The sequence below is a fragment of the Candidatus Pelagibacter communis genome (assembly GCF_001179965.1).
In the GTDB taxonomy this organism is placed as follows: domain Bacteria; phylum Pseudomonadota; class Alphaproteobacteria; order Pelagibacterales; family Pelagibacteraceae; genus Pelagibacter.
In genome coordinates, this window is record NZ_CVSH01000052.1 from 188,377 (window position 1) to 205,219 (window position 16,843).

Here is a 16,843-nt window from a genome sequence, read left to right on the forward strand (position 1 = left end):
ATATTATATAATTTATTTTGTTAAAATTATGAATGAAAAAAACTCGCTAGGACTAGATATTTGCTTTAAGAACTTTGAAAATCCTTTAGAATTGTTCAAAGAATGGTTTGATGAAGCAAAAAAAACTGAAATCAACGATCCAAACGCTCTCGCATTAGCAACAAGTTCAAAAAATGGAATACCTTCAGTAAGAATGGTGCTTCTGAAAGATTTTAATGAAAAAGGATTTGTTTTTTATACTAATTTAAAAAGTAAAAAGAGTCAGGATATTCAGAGCAATCCTCATGCATCAATGTGTTTTCATTGGAAAAGTCTTTTAAGACAAATAAGAATAGTTGGTGAATTAAATAATGTACCAGATAAAGATGCTGATGCTTATTATAACTCAAGATCATATGGAAGTAGAATTGGAGCATGGGCTTCTAAACAAAGTACCATTTTAAAAGATAGAGATGAATTATATAAATCAATTAATAATTTTAAAAAAAAATTTCCAGATGAAAAAAAAGTCCCGAGACCTCCAAATTGGTCAGGATGGAATTTATCACCCAAAGAGATTGAGTTTTGGCTTGATGGGGATAATAGAATTCATCAAAGGTTAAAATATATAAAATCCAAAAGTGGTAATTGGGAAAAAGTTTTGTTGAGTCCTTAAAAATTTCTTTCTAAGCTAAATGATGTTAATTTCTTTAAAATATCTTTTTCTTTTGAGTTATTAAAAATACTTAAAGAATTCGATGCAAGATTTATAAAATATTCAGCTTTAATGTAACAATCATTAATGATATTATTTTTTTTAATTAAATCTAAAACAAATTTTAAATCATCGTTATTTCTCTCTTCTTTTTCAAAAATTGTTTTTAAATATTTTTTCTTCGTTTCATCTAATTTTTGATACAATAATATAATTGGTAAAGTGACCTTTCCTTCAAAAAAATCATTTCCAATCTCTTTGCCAAAAAATTTTAGATCTGAATTATAGTCTAATGTATCGTCTGCAATTTGGAATGTAAGACCTAAATTTTTTCCGTAAAATTCTAAAGCGTCCTTAATTTTTTTATCTTGATTTGCTAGAATAGAACCAACTTTAGTTGCTGCTGCAAATAATGAGGCAGTTTTTGCTGAAATTATTTTTAAATAAGTTTCCTCTAACATATCAACCTCACCTTTATGTTGAAGTTGAAGTACTTCTCCTTGTGATATTTCGGCTGAAGTCGATGATAAAAGTTTCAAAACTTCTAGATTGCCATCCTCCACCATCATTTCGAAGCATCTGCTCAACAAATAATCACCAACTAAAATTGATGATTGATTTCCCCAAATTTTATTTAATGTCTTCTTACCTCTTCTAACATCACTATTATCTATGACATCGTCGTGCATTAGAGTTGCTGCGTGAATTAATTCTACACACGCTGCCAAATTTACATCTCTAGATCCTTTTTGATAGTCGCAGAGTTTTGCTGAGCCTAAGGTTAGTAATGCCCTTAGTCTTTTTCCACCTGTTCGTAAATGGTAACTTGTCATTTCGTCAACCAGCTCGACTTTACTAGACAATTTAGATTTAATTCTTTCCTCAACTAAAATTAACTTATCTTCAACAGAACTTTTAAGTTCTGAATAAGAATTATTTATCTTATTTTTTAACTGAACAACTGTACCCATGGCTGTAAACTAGTATAATAACATCAATATTATACTTATCAATTGACGCACCTAAAACTTCAACTATAAGTAGACTTTATATTTTATCATAAATTTTATAAGCATACGTATGTTTTCAATTTTCAAAAAAAAAAAAATTATACCCCATATCAAATTAAATGGGGTAATAGGTAATGTTGGAAAGTTTAAGCAAGGAATAAATTTTGCTAGTCAGGAAGAAATAATTAAAAAGGCTTTTTCTATAAAAAAAGCACCAGCAGTTGCAATTTCAATAAATTCTCCTGGAGGATCCCCAGTTCAATCACATTTAATTCATGATCAAATTAAGTCTTTAGCCAAAAAACATAAAAAAAAAGTACTAATTTTTGCCGAAGATGTAGCTGCATCAGGAGGATATCTTATAGCTTGTTCTGGTGATGAAATTTATGCAAATCAAAGTTCAATTATAGGATCTATAGGAGTGATATATTCATCTTTTGGGTTTACTGAGCTAATAAGTAAAATTGGTGTTCAAAGAAGAGTTTATACAGCTGGAAAAAATAAAAGTACTCTTGATCCATTTATGGAGGAAAAAAAAGAAGATATTGATAGATTAAAAAATATTCAATTAGATCTTCATAAAGATTTTATAGAGGTCGTAGAAAATAGTCGTTCAAATAAATTAAAAAAAGATTCTGGAATAGAATTATTTTCAGGTGAATTTTGGTCTGGAAGAAAAGCAAAAGAGCTTGGTCTTATTGATGGAATAGGAAATGCTGAAAAAGTATTAAAAGAAAAATATGGTGAAGATGTTGTTATTAAAAAATTTGAAAAACAAAAAGGTTGGCTTGCAAGTAAACTATCGTCAGAAAGTCATACTGAGAAAGTTATAAGTATTATGGAAGAAAGATCTATCTGGCAAAGATATGGTTTCTAAAATTAAAATTAGAAAAAAACCCAAGTTTCAAACTTTTCAAGACACAATTTTTAATCTTCAAAAATATTGGGGTAAAAATGGTTGCGTGATACTTCAGCCTTACGATATTGAAGTGGGGGCTGGAACATTCCATCCAGCTACAACACTTAGATCATTAGGTCCAAATCCCTGGAAAGCTGCCTATGTTCAACCTTCAAGAAGACCAACTGATGGACGATATGGAGATAATCCTAATAGGCTTCAGCACTATTATCAGTTCCAAGTAATTATTAAACCATCACCAAAAAATATAAAAAAACTTTATTTAAACAGTTTAAAAACGATAGGCATCAACCATAAAGAACATGACATTCGTTTTGTAGAAGATGATTGGGAAAGCCCGACATTAGGTGCAGCTGGACTTGGCTGGGAAGTTTGGTGCGATGGGATGGAGATAACTCAATTTACCTACTTTCAACAAATGGCAGGCTTTGAATGCAAACCAGTTTCGGTTGAACTTACATATGGTTTAGAAAGGTTGTGTATGTTTACTCAACAGAAAAAAAATGTTTATGATTTAATATGGAATAGTGAAGATATTAAATATAGAGACGTATTTCATCAAGCAGAAAAAGAATTCTCTACTTATAATTTTGAATTAGCAAATACAGAAAATCTTTTTAAAATTTTTGATATGACTGAAAAAGAAGCAAAGATGCTCACTGAAAATAACGTGTCATTACCAGCCTATGATCAATGTTTAAAGGCAAGCCATATTTTTAATATTTTAGATGCACGTGGTGTGATAAGTGTTGCTCAAAGAGCCGAATATATATCAAGGATAAGAGATATCACCAAAGGGGCAGCTGAAATTTGGTTAAAAAATCAAACTTAAAAATGTCTGAATTTTTTTTAGAAGTTTTTACAGAGGAGATACCAGCGAAATTACAAAATGATGCGAGAAATTATTTGTTTTATAATTTTAAAAAATTATTTGAAGAAAAAAAAATAAAATATAAAAATGGCAAGGTCTTTTCTGTTCCAAATAGATTGGTAATATTATTTGATGGTTTAAGTAAACAAATTATTTTTGAAAAGGAGGAGAAGCGAGGTCCTAGCATAAAATCACCCAAAGAAGCAATAGATGGTTTTTTAAGATCAAATAAAATTACTGAAAAAGAAATCTTTAAAAAAGAAACTGAAAAAGGTGAATTTTACTTTTTTTTAAGACCAAAAGAGAAAATCAATACTAAGGATATACTTGAAAGAGAAATACCAACAATATTAGACAAAATTGACTGGAAAAATTCTATGAGGTGGTCAGACCACAGTTTACAGTGGGGAAGACCTTTAAAATCTTTAATAGCTGTCTTTGATAATAAGTTTATCGATTTCACTTACCATCATTTAAGAAGCTGTAATTTTATAATTTTAGATAAAGAATTTGAGGATAAAAAAAAAATAGTAAGAGGGTATAAAGACTACATAGATTGTTTAAAAAAATTAAATATCACTATTGATCAAAATCAACGTAAATCAATTATTCAAAAAGAACTCATTAAAAATTCAAAAAAAAATAACATTGATATTGAAATTAATGAAAAGCTTTTGGCAGAAGTAACAGATTTAGTTGAGCAGCCAAATATTTTATTATGTCATTTCGATAAACGCTTTCTATCTATACCAAAAGAAATTCTTGTAATTACAATGCAACATCATCAAAAATATTTTCATACTTTAGATAGAAAAGGGAATATTACCAATCAGTTTTTTGTTGTTGCAAATAATAAAGATCCAAAAGGTTATATTAAAGCAGGTAATGAAAGAGTGGTAGAAGCAAGATTAAATGATGCTGAATTTTTCTGGAATAAAAACAAAAATCAAAATTTATTTAAACAAGTTTCCAAACTAAAAAGTATGAATTATTTCAAAGGATTAGGAACGTATTTTGATAAAATTCAAAGGATGAGGAAATTAGGTGGAGCAATCTCAGATGAACTTTTAATTAGTAAAGATAAAATTGAAATTTCATGCTCTATCTGCAAAACCGATTTGCTTTCTGATCTTGTGGGAGAGTTTCCAGAACTTCAAGGTGTGATGGGAGGTTATTTTGCTGAGTCACAGGGTTTTGATAAAGATGTTTCTCTTGCAATAAAAGAACATTATTTACCTAATTCACTTGAAAGCAAAGTTCCAACAAGACCATTTAGTCTTGCTCTTTCGTTGACTGATAAGTTAGATACATTAGTTGGTTTCTTTGGTGTTAATCAAAAGCCCACAAGCTCAAAAGATCCATTTGCATTAAGAAGAGCAGCATTAGGAGTTATTAGACTAATACTTGAAAATAAGAAAAATATTAGAATTAAAGATCTAATAAATTATTCTTTGCTTTTGTACCAAGAACAAAGTTATAAATTTGATAATACATCTGTACTAAAAGATTTATCTGAATTTTTGTTAGAAAGATTAAGATATTACATGAAAGATAAAGCTATTAGACCTGATATAATTAACGCTAGTCTAAATAATAAAAATATTAATAATATAAACGAAATTTTTAGAAAGTCTTTCGCTTTAAACAAAATTATAAACAAAGAAAGTGGAATAGATATTATCTCAAGTTATAAAAGAGCATCGAACATTATTGAAAACGAGCTAAAAGATAATAAATTAGAGCTGGCAGATACTGCTGATCCTGGAATATTTAAAAATGATTTTGAAAAAAATTTATTTAAAAAAATAAAAGAACTGAAAAAATATTTTACAAATATAGATAAAGACGAAAATTACGAGACAACTCTTGATAATCTAAAGACTGCAAAACCCATTATTTCTGCTTTTTTTGATAATATAATTGTTAATGACAATGATGAAATAATTAGAAAAAATCGATTGGAACTCCTTCAAATGTTCTGTAGAACATTTGAAAATTATATAAATTTTTCTAAAATCGAAAGTGTTTAATGAGTGATTTAATTTTAAACTTTAATTCTAAGTTTTCAAAAAAAATTAAAAATCCAAAGAATTTTCTCGGTGGAAAAGGTGCAAATTTATCTCAAATGGGAAGAATGGGATTGCCAGTTCCCCCAGGATTTACAATTTCTACTAAAGTTTGTGATATATTTTATAAAAACAAGAAACAGCTAAACAAGCAATTAACAAAAGAAATTAACAAGCAATTATCTCAAATAGAGAGAGAAACAAAAAAAAAATTTGGAGACTTAAAAAATCCTTTATTAGTTTCCGTTAGATCAGGAGCAAGAGTATCAATGCCAGGAATGATGGATACGATACTAAATCTAGGTCTAAACGATAAAACAGTTATGGCTTTAGCTGACAAAACTTCAAACAAAAGGTTCGCAAAAGATAGTTATAGAAGATTTATTCAAATGTATTCTAGTGTTGTACTTGGTATAGATAGCTTTAATTTTGAGGAGTTAATTGAGAATTATAAATTAACAAAAGGAGTTTTGTTAGATACCGAGCTAGACGAAAAAGATTGGGATGCATTAATTAGCGACTTTAAAAATGTTGTAAAAGAAAAGACAAAGAAAGAATTCCCACAAGATGTTTACAAACAACTTGAAGGTGCAATATCTGCAGTTTTTTTATCTTGGCAAAGCCATCGTGCTAAAGTGTACAGAAAACTAAATCATATACCAGATGATTGGGGTACTGCTGTAAATGTTCAATCAATGGTTTTTGGCAATATGGGTGATGATTGTGCAACTGGAGTAGTTTTTACAAGAGATCCATCAAGTGGAAAAAATGAAATATATGGTGAATATTTAATCAATGCACAAGGTGAGGACGTTGTTGCGGGGACAAGAACGCCTCAACATATTACAAAAAAAGCAAGGATTAATTCTGGTGGAAAAGAATTATCGATGGAAGAAACTATGCCAAAAGTATTTAAACAACTTAAAAAAATATTATCTACTTTAGAAAAGCACTACAAAGATATGCAAGATGTTGAGTTTACTGTAGAGAATAAAAAACTTTGGATGCTTCAAACTAGATCTGGAAAAAGAACAGCAAAATCATCAGTAAAAATTGCTGTAGATATGGTAAAAGAAAAACTAATTTCTAGAAAAGAAGCTATTTTAAGAATTGATCCTAATTCTTTGGATACACTTCTTCATCCAACCTTAGATGAAAAAAGTGAAATAAAAGTAATAGCAAAAGGATTGCCCGCATCTCCAGGTGCAGTCAGTGGAAAGGTAGTCTTCTCATCAGAAGAGGCCGAAAGACTCAATGGAATGATGCAAAATACTATTTTGGTAAGAGTTGAAACATCACCAGAAGATATTCACGGTATGCATGCAGCTAAAGGAATTTTAACCTCCAGAGGAGGAATGACAAGTCATGCTGCAGTTGTTGCAAGGGGTATGGGAAGACCATGTGTTTCTGGATCTAGTGAAATTAGTATAGATTATGAAAATAAACTATTTAAAACTGATCAAATTCAAGTCAAAGAAGGAGAAATCATTACAATTGATGGATCTACTGGAAGAATAATATTAGGAGAGGTTCAAACTGTAAAACCTGAGATATCAGGAGACTTTTCAAAATTAATGAGTTGGGCTGATAGTTTTAGAAAACTAAAAGTAAGAACCAATTCTGAAACTCCAGTAGATACTAAAGCAGCAAGAGATTTTGGCGCAGAAGGTATTGGACTCTGCAGAACAGAACATATGTTTTTTGACGAAGATAGAATACTGTCTGTAAGAGAAATGATACTATCTAAAAATAAAAATGATAGAAATAAAGCTTTAGCAAAACTTTTGCCCCACCAAAAAAAAGATTTTATAGAAATATTTAAAATTATGAATGGTCTTCCTGTGACCGTTAGACTATTAGACCCACCATTACATGAATTTTTACCGAAAAACGAAAAAGAAGTTAAAGATGTTTCAAATTCACTTGGTTTAACTGTTACTGAAATAGAGTCAAGAATAGGGGAATTACACGAGCATAACCCAATGTTGGGACATAGGGGTTGTAGATTGGCTATTTCTTTTCCTGAGATTTACGAAATGCAATGTAGAGCAATTTTTGAAGCTCTAATTGAATGCAAGAATAAAAAAATTAAATCAATTATTCCAGAAATTATGATCCCTTTAGTTTCTACTGAAGCTGAAATAGAAATAATGAAAAAATTGGTTGATAGAGTTGCAAATCAAGTAAAAGCAGAAAATAAAACAAAAATAGATTACCTTGTTGGCACAATGATCGAATTACCAAGAGCTGCAATAAAAGCTAAAGATATAGCTAAACATGCTGACTTTTTTAGTTTCGGAACGAATGATCTAACACAAACAACATTTGGTATTAGCAGAGATGATAGTGGTAAATTTTTAAATGATTATATTGAAAATAAAATATTTGATATTGATCCATTTATATCAATAGATGAAGGTGTGGGAGATTTAATCGAAATTGCTACATTAAAAGGAAGAAAACAAAATAAAAAAATTAAATTAGGAATCTGTGGAGAGCATGGTGGAGATCCAAAAAGCATCAATTTTTGCTCAAGAACAGGTCTTAATTATGTTTCTTGCTCACCTTATAGAGTTCCCATTGCAAGGCTTGCAGCTGCACAAGCACAGTTAAAAAAATAATTTAAATTTCTAGTTTTAAATCAATTGCGGAAACACTATGTGTTAGACGTCCAATAGAAATTCTATTTATACCCGTTGATGCTATTTTTCTTATATTTTTTAAATTAACATTTCCAGATGCTTCAGTTTTATATTTATTCTTTACTAGCTGAATACCTTTTCTTAAATTTTTAACATTCATATTATCAAATAAAATAGTATCAAATTTCAAATCTAATATTTTTTTCAACTGATTTAGATTATCTACTTCGACAGTAATTTTTTTTCTATTTTTTTTTGCTTTAATAATTAAATCCCTTAAGTTTGTATTGGCAATGTGATTGTCTTTAATTAAGAATTCGTCACTTAAATTAAAACGATGGTTGTAGCCTCCACCCACATTAACTGCATATTTTTGAATGGCTCTTAGACCCGGTATAGTTTTTCTGGTACAGCAAATTTTTGTGTTTTTTCCAACTTTTCTTACAAACTTATTTGTTTGAGTTGCTATACCTGAAACATGGGTTAAAAAATTTAGAGCCACCCTTTCTCCAGTTAAAATATTTTTGACATTACCATAAATAACCGCAATTATTTGTTTTTTTTTTATTTTTGAACCTTCTTTTTTTTTTATTTTGAATAATATTTTTTTATCAACTATTTTAAAAGTTTGTTTTGCTAAATCCAAACCACCAATAATACCAGCAGAATTGGAAATTATCTTTGCTTTTATTTTATTTTTATTATTTAAAAGTTTTGATGTAATGTCTCCGTAAGGATGAAGATCTTCTTTTAATGCCTCTTTGCAAATTTTATAAATATATTTTTTTGATAATTTTACTTTAGACACAGAATTTATCTGCCGATCTCCGCCATTCTCTCTACTGATTTTTTTGCTTTTTCAATTGTCTCTTTACTCATTAATATCTCATTAGTTTCATTTTTAAGGCAATCTAAAACTTTTGGAAGAGTTATTCTTTTCATGTGAGGACATAAATTGCAAGGTCTTATGAATTGAACATTAGGATTGTCAATTTGAACATTATCACTCATTGAGCACTCGGTAACCATCATTACTTTCTCTGGCTGATTATCTTTTACATATTTAATCATGCCACTCGTTGAACCAGCAAAATCACTTGCTTCAATAACATCTGGTGGGCATTCAGGATGAGCTATAATTTTAATTCCAGGATTATTTTTTCTAATTTCGTTTATCTCTTCATCATTAAATTGCTCGTGAACTTCACATGTTCCTTTCCAGGAAATAATTTCAACATCTGTTTGAGAAGCAACGTACTTAGCTAAATAGTCATCAGGTAAAAAAATTACTTTCCCCACACCCAACGAATTAACAATTTTGACTGCATTTGCAGAAGTACAACAAACATCTGTTTCAGCTTTGACATCAGCAGATGTATTTACATATGACACAACAGGAACACCAGGATATTTTTTTTTAAGATTTCTTACATCGTCTCCAGTTATTGATGATGATAATGAGCAACCAGCAAGCATATCTGGAAGAAGAACTTTTTTATCTGGACTCATTAATTTTGCAGTCTCGGCCATGAAGTGTACTCCACACATTACTATAATATCAGCCCTTGTCTTTGAAGCTTCTATAGCTAAAGCAAGAGAGTCAGCTGAAAAATCTGATATACCATGATATATTTCTGGCGTTTGATAATTATGAGCGAGTATCACTGCATTTTTCTCTTTCTTTAATTTATTTATCTCATAAATGTATGGGGCATGTGTAGACCACTCAATTTGAGGTATTGTTTTTGATATTTTTTGATAAATAGTATCAGTTGCTTTCTTAATCTCAGAGTTAAATTCCATAACTAAATGTATCAACTTGAAACATAATTGTCATTCACTTATTCTGCCGCATAACTAGCGGTCGTGCTGAAATTGGTAGACAGGCACGGTTGAGGGCCGTGTGAGCCTAGCTCATGAGAGTTCAAGTCTCTCCGACCGCACCATAAAAATTTTAGAATTTTTTGTTTAAAAAGAAATCATAACAGCCAAGACAGTAACCATAAACTCTATCTTTTTCTCTTTTTTTTAAAGCAAGCAGTATTAAATAATAGGGTATTCTCAAAATAAAATATGAGTAACCTATTAGTTTATCTAACAAATTTCCTTCTTTTTTGATTAGAATCAAAAAACCTTTAGCTTCATAGTAACTTCTTGAAAGCCAACCTGAGACTTTTGCGCTTTGAGTAAGCATGTGAAAAGTCCTAACATCTAAATTAACTACTAGTCTTCCATATTTTTTTAATCTAAAAGATAAATCAAAATCTTCAGGTCCAAAAAAAAATATTTCATCTCCTAAACCTGATAGCTTTAGAGCATCTGCTTTATAAATAGAACAACAGCCTGACACTACATCGGTATCTTTTATTCCTTTATAAGATGGGTCATCAATTATCCTCTTTTTTTTTAAATTCATTAGTTTATGAAACTTTAAAAATCCCCAACTCCTGTACCATCCACACCACCAAATAGTATTTTTTAACCCCCCGTGAATTATCTTTGGGGAAGCAGCAACAATACTTGTATCGTTATCTAATGTCTTGACTATATTTTCCAAATAATTTTTAGTAATAATAAAATCACAATCAATACGAGCAATATAATCATAATCTTGATCCAATGAAAATTGGTAACCCAAGTTTAAACCTGCAGTACAACCTAAATTAACCGCCCATCTTTCATTTTTAATTTCTTTACTATCAATTAAATAAATTACCTTTTTTCCCTTATTTTTTATAATTGTATTTTTTTCAACTTTAATTATTTCTATTTTTTTATTTGGATTGTAAGTTATTTCTTCATCTTCAATTTTTATATTATTCTTTGACCAATCAAGAATTTTTTGAAGGTGAATTTCTTTTGAATTATTATTAACTAATATAATGTCAAAATTGTTGAACGTACTTTGATAAATACTTTCAAGACATTTAATTGTATTTTGCCAGTCATTCCAAGTGAGCACCGTGATTGCCAAATTTTTAGACATTGATTATTAATATAGTAAATTACTAAAAATTAAATTATTAATCATGTTTTACTTAACATATAATATATGCTAACCCAATAATTTATGAAAATAAATACCAGCTTGTTATCAGTTATTTTATTAGTTGGAGGTTCTGGATCAAGATTTTCTTCATTAAATGAACCACCAAAACAGCTTTCTAAACTTAATAACGATTACATTCTTATGCACATTATAAAATATCTTAACAGATATGGATTAAATCATTTTATATTACCATTAGGTTACAAAAAAAATTTTTTTAAGAAATTTTTTTATTCGAAAAAGAACATTAAAAAATATAAATTAAACTTACTTAATAAAAACTTTAATAATAAAAATTTAAAAAAAAATAAAATTAATATCTCATTATTTGATGCTGGTAAGAATACTAATAAAATGAAAAGAGTTATTAAATCACTCAAATATATTATTGATGATGATTTATTAATTGTTTATGGTGATGATCTATCTAACATAAAAATCAATGAAATTTTAAGAAAATATATTTATTTTAAGAAAAAAAAAGCTATTGCGACTACATATAAAAAAAGATCCCAATATGGGCATGTGATTTTAAATAAAAAAGGTTTCGTTAAAAAATTTATTGAAAAACCTGTTTTTTCTAATCCAATTAATATTGGAAATTATCTCATAAATTCATCTTTAATTAAAAGATTTAAATCAAATAAAGAAATCGAGAGTAGTTTTTTGCCCAAACTTACAAAAAAAGGTTTGCTTGTAAGCTATGAACACAAAGGATATTTTTACAGCATAAATGATAAAAAAGAGTTAATTGCAGCAAAAAAAAAATTGAGAAATATGTAAAAATGAAAAATATACTTGTAACTGGTGGATTAGGTCTATTAGGAAAACCTTTAGTTAGCTTTTTAAGAAAAAAAAAAAATAACATATTTGTTTTAGATAGATCTAAAAATAAAAAAAGAAATAGCTTAATAAAGGGCCGAAATATAAATTTCATTTATGGAAATTATCAAAATAAAAATTTTCTTAAAAAAATAATTAAAAACAAGAAAATAAATGTAATATTTCATACCGGCGCAGTAACACAAGTTTTGGAGGGTCTAAAATATCCATTTAAAACTTATAAAAATAATATAATGGGCACAATTAATATTCTTGAGTGTATTAGACAAATAAATCCTTCAATTTTATTAATTTATAGCTCATCTGATAAGGCTTATGGTGAAATAAAAAAAAGAAATTACTTGGAAAATGATAATCTAAAATCAATTTATCCATATGATTTATCCAAGACATGTTCAGATTTGATATGTCAGTCATATAGCAAAGTATATAACTTAAAAATTGCCATTGTAAGATGTGGAAATTTATTTGGTCCAGGTGACTTTAATAAAAATAGAATTATTCCAGAAACAATTCTATCAACTATGAAAAATCAAAGATTAAAAATAAGATCCTCAGGAAAATTAATAAGAGACTACCTTTATGTTGATGATGCAGTAAAAGCTTATTTTATGATAATGAATAAATTAAAAAATAAGAATTCCAACACTCTAATTTATAATGTTGGTTCAAGAGATAATTTGTCAGTCGTAAAATTGGTAAATATGATTTTAACTTTAATGAATAGAAGAGATTTAAAGCCTATAATTTTGAATAAATCAAAAAAAGAATTAAAGTTTCAAAAACTTAATGATAATAAAATACGAAAAGAATTAGGATGGAAACAAAGTATAACTATAAATAAAGCGCTTAGCAAAACAATAAATTGGTATAAAGAAAATAGAAATTTATTTTAGAAAAAAGTATGTTTAATTATAAGAGAAAAAGAAGAGCTTATTTGATGCCAATATTAAAAATGTTAAGAAAAGCGTTTAATACGTTTAAAAAATACGCTTATCCAAACTATAAACTAAGTCCTACAGTTTACGACATGTACAAAGATGAGCAAATTAAAAATTGTTATGAGCATTTTAAAAAATATTTTAAAACTGCTGTGTTGTTAAATTCAGAAAATATAAGGGATCATGCAATAAATTTGGCAAATGAAAATGATAAAGATCCAAATAATTTCTATTTAGAATTTGGGGTTTTTAGTGGAACTTCAATAAATTTTTTTTCACAAAAAATAAATAAAAATATTTATGGTTTTGACTCATTCGAGGGACTTAGGGAGGACTGGTTAGGTACTACTGTCACTAAAGGAACTTTTGATTTAAAAAAAAAAATACCAAAACTAAATAAAAATGTTATTCCAATTTCAGGATGGATACATGAAACACTTCCTAATTTTATTAAGGAAAAAAAACCTAAAATAAATTTTGTTCATATGGATGTTGATACTTACGAAACAACAAAATTTGTATTAGAAACAATAAAGCCCAATCTCATAAATGGAGCAATTATTTTATTTGATGAGCTTTATAATTTTGAGGGATGGGATGTTGGAGAATATAAAGCACTGAGTGAAGTTTTTGATGAAAAAGACTATAAGTTTATATCTTTTTCAATAGACACAGCTCAAGCAGCGATTAAAATTTTAAATTAATCTATTAACCACTCAGGTTTTAAAAATTTTAAAGTAGCATTTTTCGACTTATAATTTTTTAAAAAATCAAAATTATTATTTTTCATTTTTATCAATCCAAAAGGAAAATTATTTGCTATTAAAATTTTACCTACATTTTCATTATCAAAAAATATATCCTCATTAATTTCTATTTTTCCCTTTACTACCTTAAAGGGAAGAAGTCTTTTGGAAAGTTTATTTTTTAGTTTAATTCTTGCAGTATTTTCTTGTCCAACATAACACCCTTTTTTAAAATCAATTCCATTAAGTTCTTCAAAATTACATTCAATACCAAAAATTTTATCTTTTAAGTTTTCACATTCTATCTGTGGAATTCCTAATTCATGACTTAGTTTGTAATAATTTTTGGGTTCAGCTGGTTTTAAATTTAATTTTTTTATAGACAAATAAAGTTTTTCTAGATTTATTATTAATCTTGCACCAAGTTTTTTATTCCTCGGGTCAAGAAATAAAGGATCCTCCCTAAATTTGAGAGTATATCCTTCCTTATCTATTGCATTATTAAGATTTAAAAATTTATCTTGGCTTAGTACGGCGACAACAAATTCATTACTTAGATTTAAAATTTCAACTTTTGATCTTAGCTTATATAAACTTAATTTATTAAATAATTCTGTTGCTTGGCTTTTTTGACAATCTAAAAAGTAACCATTTTTATGCTTTGTTATTATGAAATCAAATAGATATTTCCCTTGAGGTGTTAGCAAGGAGGAAAAAATAGTAGTTTCATCATTAATTTTTTCAATATTGTTTGAAAATATATTTTGAAGGAATTTTTTAGTATCTGGACCATTTATATAAATTATCCCTCTATCTTCTAGGGTGTAGATATCTTTAATATTCATAATTGATAATTAGATATTTTTAATATAATTACTTTTTTCAATAATGTTAGACCTTATAATAAAAAACGGATCTTGTTTTATTGACGGAAAGATAAAAGAACAAGATATTGCAGTCAAAAATGGCAAAATCTTAAAAATTGGTAAAATTTCTGAAGAGAGTAAGGAAGTTTATGATGCTAAGAATTTACTCGTTTTACCAGGGTGTATTGATACACAAACTCATTTTAGAGAACCAGGTTCAACAGATACCGAAGATTTAAATTCTGGAAGTAGAGCTGCGATAGCTGGAGGTATAACAGCTGTATTTGAAATGCCTAATACTAATCCACCAACTTCTAATATAAAAGAATTTCAAAGAAAACTAGATCTTGCAAGGAACAGAATGTATTGCAATTATGCTTTTTATTTTGGTGCAACTGCAGATAATGCAGAAGATCTGGCTAATTTAAAAAAATTAGAAGGTTGTTGTGGCATCAAACTTTTTGCAGGCTCCTCAACGGGAAACTTATTAGTTGCAGATGAAAAAGATATTGAAAAGGTTTTTAAAAATAGCTCTAAAGTTGTAGCAGTGCACTCTGAAGATGAGGAAATTTTAAATATTAATAAAAAATTAATTAAAAATGGTGATGTACATTCCCATCCAATTTGGAGAAGTGTTGAATGTGCGATGTCATCTACTAGACGAATTGTAAGGATTGCTGAAAAGTATAACAAAAAAGCTCACGTGCTTCACATAACAACAAAGGAAGAAATCGATTTTTTATCACAACACAAAGGTAATATTACTTTTGAAATTACTCCACAGCACTTAACAATTTATGCCCCTGACTGTTATAATAAACTTGGAACATATGCTCAAATGAATCCACCCATTAGAGACAAATCGCATTATGATAGATTATGGTACGCAGTAAAAAATAATCTTAATGATACTATTGGCTCAGATCACGCACCTCATTTAAAAAAAAATAAAGAAAAAGAATATCCCAATTCACCCTCAGGCATGCCGGGTGTTCAGACTTTGATGCCAGTTATGTTAGACCATGTTAATTCAGGAAAATTATCAATAAGTCAGTTGATAAGTTTTGTTTGTGAGAATCCAGTAAAAATTTTTGGAATTAAAAATAAAGGATTTATAAAAGAAAAATATGATGCAGATTTCACAATTGTTAACATGAGTAAGAAAATTACTATTAAAAATGAGAATATAGAGAGTAAATGTAAATGGTCTCCATTTAACAATGTTGAGCTTAAAGGAACCCCAGTTGCCACCATTATAGCTGGAAAAATAAAAATGAAAGAGGGTAAAATTTTGGGAGAACCAGAAGGAAACCCTTTAATATTTAATTAATTTTTATAGTAAAACTATTTACAAGCACAACCCCCAGAACGATTAAGAATAAACCTAAAATTGCTTGCCAGCTTAAAGCTTGTTTAAAAAAAATATAGCCAAGAATTGCTATAGTAAAAACACCTAATCCGCTCCATGTAGCATATACAATTGCAAGAGGTAATTTATTCACAACAAATGTTAATAAATAAAATGCAGATAAGTAACATACTGTAAGAATTGATGTTGGTATTAACTTAGTGAAGTTCGATGTCACTGGTAGAAGCATAGTACCTGCTACTTCAAAAAAAATTGCTAATATTAGAAAAATATAAGTTTTTATCATTTAATTCTTTTACAAATAAAAATATCTTGTTCAATTTCCCAATCAAAACCATTTTCTTCACACCAATTAACTAAATAATCTTTTTTTGGATAATTCTGAAATTGATTGTTAAAAAGCCTAATATCATCTATTAATATATTTATTTTATTAAATTCATCTTTTTTATCCTCAATAAACTTAAGTTCTTTTTTTATTGGGGTTGCATCTTTCTCATCTCCAAATGTTTTTTTATTCTTAATATGATCATGACAAAGGTGAGCATCAAGATAAATACAAATATTTTTGTAAGCCTTTATTTTTTCTAAAGCTTCAGTCAGTTTATCTTCACTTCTACCAAACATTACTTCTATATTTTTAAAATTTGAAAAATTTTTTTTTGCAAGATTATATAAGTCTTGATCTGCTTCGATGGAAACAATTTTATTTGAAATTTGTGACAAAATTTTAGTTGTCTCACCATAATAAGTACCTGTCTCTATCCATGCAGAATCCTGTATATTATTATTTTTAATGATTTGATGCTTGATAAATTCAGGTGATG

The 16,843-nt window shown here is 28.1% G+C and carries 16 protein-coding genes and 1 tRNA gene; 10 read left to right on the forward strand and 7 right to left on the reverse strand.

All coding sequences use genetic code 11. The annotated features are described in order from the left end of the window. Positions 1–28: 28 nt before the first annotated feature. Positions 29–655 carry a pyridoxamine 5'-phosphate oxidase gene (gene pdxH, locus AMN73_RS03310; protein WP_075534856.1) on the forward strand — a complete coding sequence of 209 codons (627 nt, stop codon included), beginning with the start codon at positions 29–31 and terminating at the stop codon, positions 653–655. Here pdxH and AMN73_RS03315 read toward each other — a convergent pair. After that, positions 652–1,665, reverse strand: a complete 1,014-nt coding sequence (locus AMN73_RS03315; RefSeq protein ID WP_075534857.1) for a polyprenyl synthetase family protein — start codon at positions 1,663–1,665, stop codon at positions 652–654. The genes pdxH and AMN73_RS03315 overlap by 4 nt on opposite strands. A 109-nt stretch (positions 1,666–1,774) precedes the next feature. Here AMN73_RS03315 and AMN73_RS03320 point away from each other — a divergent pair, with 109 nt between their 5' ends. From AMN73_RS03320 to ppdK, 4 genes are read left to right on the forward strand one after another with little or no spacing between them, the layout of a single operon-like run. Beyond that, on the forward strand, positions 1,775–2,581 hold the full coding sequence (locus tag AMN73_RS03320) for a S49 family peptidase (protein WP_075534858.1): 807 nt from the start codon (positions 1,775–1,777) through the stop codon (positions 2,579–2,581). Continuing rightward, positions 2,571–3,455: a glycine--tRNA ligase subunit alpha gene (locus AMN73_RS03325; protein WP_075534859.1), complete on the forward strand. Its 885-nt coding sequence runs from the start codon at positions 2,571–2,573 to the stop codon at positions 3,453–3,455. The genes AMN73_RS03320 and AMN73_RS03325 overlap by 11 nt, the downstream gene beginning before the upstream one ends. A gap of 2 nt (positions 3,456–3,457) precedes the next feature. Then, complete coding sequence (gene glyS / locus AMN73_RS03330) at positions 3,458–5,524, forward strand: glycine--tRNA ligase subunit beta (protein ID WP_075534878.1); 2,067 nt, start codon at positions 3,458–3,460, stop codon at positions 5,522–5,524. After that, positions 5,524–8,181: a pyruvate, phosphate dikinase gene (gene ppdK, locus AMN73_RS03335; RefSeq protein ID WP_075534860.1), complete on the forward strand. Its 2,658-nt coding sequence runs from the start codon at positions 5,524–5,526 to the stop codon at positions 8,179–8,181. The genes glyS and ppdK overlap by 1 nt, the downstream gene beginning before the upstream one ends. A 1-nt stretch (position 8,182) precedes the next feature. On the opposite strand, the gene nadC is transcribed toward ppdK, so the two are convergent. Continuing rightward, positions 8,183–9,010: a carboxylating nicotinate-nucleotide diphosphorylase gene (gene nadC, locus AMN73_RS03340; protein ID WP_075534861.1), complete on the reverse strand. Its 828-nt coding sequence runs from the start codon at positions 9,008–9,010 to the stop codon at positions 8,183–8,185. 5 nt (positions 9,011–9,015) lie between these two features. Continuing rightward, positions 9,016–10,005 (reverse strand): quinolinate synthase NadA, encoded by a 990-nt coding sequence (gene nadA, locus AMN73_RS03345; RefSeq protein WP_075534862.1) that lies wholly within the window; start codon positions 10,003–10,005, stop codon positions 9,016–9,018. Positions 10,006–10,062: 57 nt separating this feature from the next. Here nadA and AMN73_RS03350 point away from each other — a divergent pair. Continuing rightward, a tRNA-Leu gene (locus AMN73_RS03350) sits at positions 10,063–10,148 on the forward strand. An 8-nt stretch (positions 10,149–10,156) separates the two neighbouring features. Here the strand turns inward: AMN73_RS03350 and AMN73_RS03355 are convergent. Continuing rightward, a complete protein-coding gene (locus AMN73_RS03355; RefSeq protein WP_075534863.1) occupies positions 10,157–11,188 on the reverse strand; it encodes a glycosyltransferase family 2 protein in 1,032 nt (343 codons plus the stop codon). Between the two features lie 84 nt (positions 11,189–11,272). Between AMN73_RS03355 and AMN73_RS03360 the strand changes: the two genes are divergently transcribed. The 3 genes from AMN73_RS03360 to AMN73_RS03370 are packed head-to-tail and all read left to right on the forward strand — an operon-like array spanning position 11,273 to position 13,739. After that, positions 11,273–12,034, forward strand: a complete 762-nt coding sequence (locus tag AMN73_RS03360) for a nucleotidyltransferase family protein (protein ID WP_075534864.1) — start codon at positions 11,273–11,275, stop codon at positions 12,032–12,034. A gap of 2 nt (positions 12,035–12,036) precedes the next feature. Continuing rightward, complete coding sequence (locus tag AMN73_RS03365; RefSeq protein WP_075534865.1) at positions 12,037–12,990, forward strand: NAD-dependent epimerase/dehydratase family protein; 954 nt, start codon at positions 12,037–12,039, stop codon at positions 12,988–12,990. 8 nt (positions 12,991–12,998) lie between these two features. After that, positions 12,999–13,739 carry a class I SAM-dependent methyltransferase gene (locus AMN73_RS03370; protein ID WP_075534866.1) on the forward strand — a complete coding sequence of 247 codons (741 nt, stop codon included), beginning with the start codon at positions 12,999–13,001 and terminating at the stop codon, positions 13,737–13,739. Here AMN73_RS03370 and AMN73_RS03375 read toward each other — a convergent pair. Continuing rightward, positions 13,736–14,626 carry a CAF17-like 4Fe-4S cluster assembly/insertion protein YgfZ gene (locus AMN73_RS03375; RefSeq protein WP_075534867.1) on the reverse strand — a complete coding sequence of 297 codons (891 nt, stop codon included), beginning with the start codon at positions 14,624–14,626 and terminating at the stop codon, positions 13,736–13,738. The two genes, AMN73_RS03370 and AMN73_RS03375, sit on opposite strands and share 4 nt — an antisense overlap. A gap of 43 nt (positions 14,627–14,669) precedes the next feature. Here AMN73_RS03375 and AMN73_RS03380 point away from each other — a divergent pair, with 43 nt between their 5' ends. Further along, a complete protein-coding gene (locus tag AMN73_RS03380) occupies positions 14,670–15,977 on the forward strand; it encodes a dihydroorotase (protein WP_075534868.1) in 1,308 nt (435 codons plus the stop codon). Here AMN73_RS03380 and AMN73_RS03385 read toward each other — a convergent pair. Together AMN73_RS03385 and AMN73_RS03390 are read right to left on the reverse strand one after the other, a co-directional pair. Beyond that, the gene (locus tag AMN73_RS03385; protein WP_075534869.1) at positions 15,970–16,302 is read right to left on the reverse strand and encodes a DMT family transporter; all 333 of its coding nucleotides are present in this window, start codon (positions 16,300–16,302) and stop codon (positions 15,970–15,972) included. The genes AMN73_RS03380 and AMN73_RS03385 overlap by 8 nt on opposite strands. Beyond that, the coding region (locus AMN73_RS03390) for an rRNA adenine N-6-methyltransferase family protein (RefSeq protein WP_218836284.1) at positions 16,299–16,843 on the reverse strand (545 nt) is incomplete at its 5' end. The genes AMN73_RS03390 and AMN73_RS03385, both read right to left, overlap by 4 nt.